Annotated in this window: 2 protein-coding genes; both read left to right on the top strand. The window is 40.5% G+C overall.

Going from position 1 to position 1,024, the window contains the following annotated elements; genetic code table 11:
• Positions 1-794: dihydroorotase family protein (locus tag ACFQ8C_RS37135; protein WP_383466394.1), on the top strand; the 794-nt coding region annotated here is incomplete at its 5' end.
• The coding region (locus ACFQ8C_RS37130) for a hypothetical protein (protein ID WP_383466392.1) at positions 778-1,024 on the top strand (247 nt) is incomplete at its 3' end. The genes ACFQ8C_RS37135 and ACFQ8C_RS37130, both read left to right, overlap by 17 nt.

The following is a 1,024-nucleotide window of genomic DNA, read 5'->3' as shown; positions in this document are numbered from 1 at the left end:
AGAGCGAAAATAAAGTATATCCAGCTGCTCATATGGAAACAAGACCGCCAGTATCAGAAACAAGTGCTGTTTTAAAACTGCTTGAGTTTGCATATTGGACTGGTGCAAAGCTTCATATCGTACATGTTTCACATCCTAGAACGTTTGAGCTTATCAATATTTATAAAGGATACGGAGTAGAAGTTACCTCTGAAACTTGTTATCCTTATTTGCTCCTTAATGTTAATGACCTAGAAAAACACGGTCCTAAGGCAAAAAACAATCCGCCATTGCGTAAACCAGAGGAACAGCAAGGACTATGGAAACATCTGCATGCAGGAAATATCGAGATGATTTCTTCCGATCATGCACCATGGCCGAAGGAAACAAAAGATAAAGGAAATGAAAATATCTTTCTAGCTACTTCTGGAATGCCGGGAGTGGAAGTAATGGTCCCGTTAATGTTTAATAGCACTGTTGCCAAGGGCAAGCTGACACCTGTTGAATTTGCCCAAATGATGTCCACACAACCAGCTGAAGTATTCCAAATTCCTAATAAAGGAAAACTAAAGCAGGGATTTGATGCTGACTTTACAATTATAGATCCAAAACAAACCTTTTATATTAATGAAGAACAATTTCAATCAACAGCTAAGTTAAGCCCATTCCACGGCCAACAAGGTAAAGGGAAAATCGTGCAAACAATCGTTAGAGGAAATACAGTTTACGATGGTCACCAAGTAATAGCTGAACCAGGGTATGGCACATTCATTCCAGGATCTGCACGTAAGGAGGTCAGTGAAGTTGTCCTTTAAGAGCTTAATAGATTCCTTGGAGATTATTTTAAGTAAACAATGGGAGGATCTAACGGAAAGTACGATAGAACGCACAAAATGGATCATACTTGATACAGCAGTGGCAGCTTGGGAAGGGACGAGAAACGAAGAGCTGGCTGCTTACCTGGCAGATGCGGCAAGTGAAGAGAAGAATATGTTCCATCCAATACCTATAATCGGAACAGGGTTCTATGCGTCTGGAGCTGACA

Source organism: Streptomyces sp. NPDC056503, assembly GCF_042794995.1.
Classification (GTDB): Bacteria; Actinomycetota; Actinomycetes; order Streptomycetales; family Streptomycetaceae; genus Streptomyces.
Note: the sequence above shows the minus strand (reverse complement) of the source record. Positions and strands in the feature narration are given on the sequence as shown.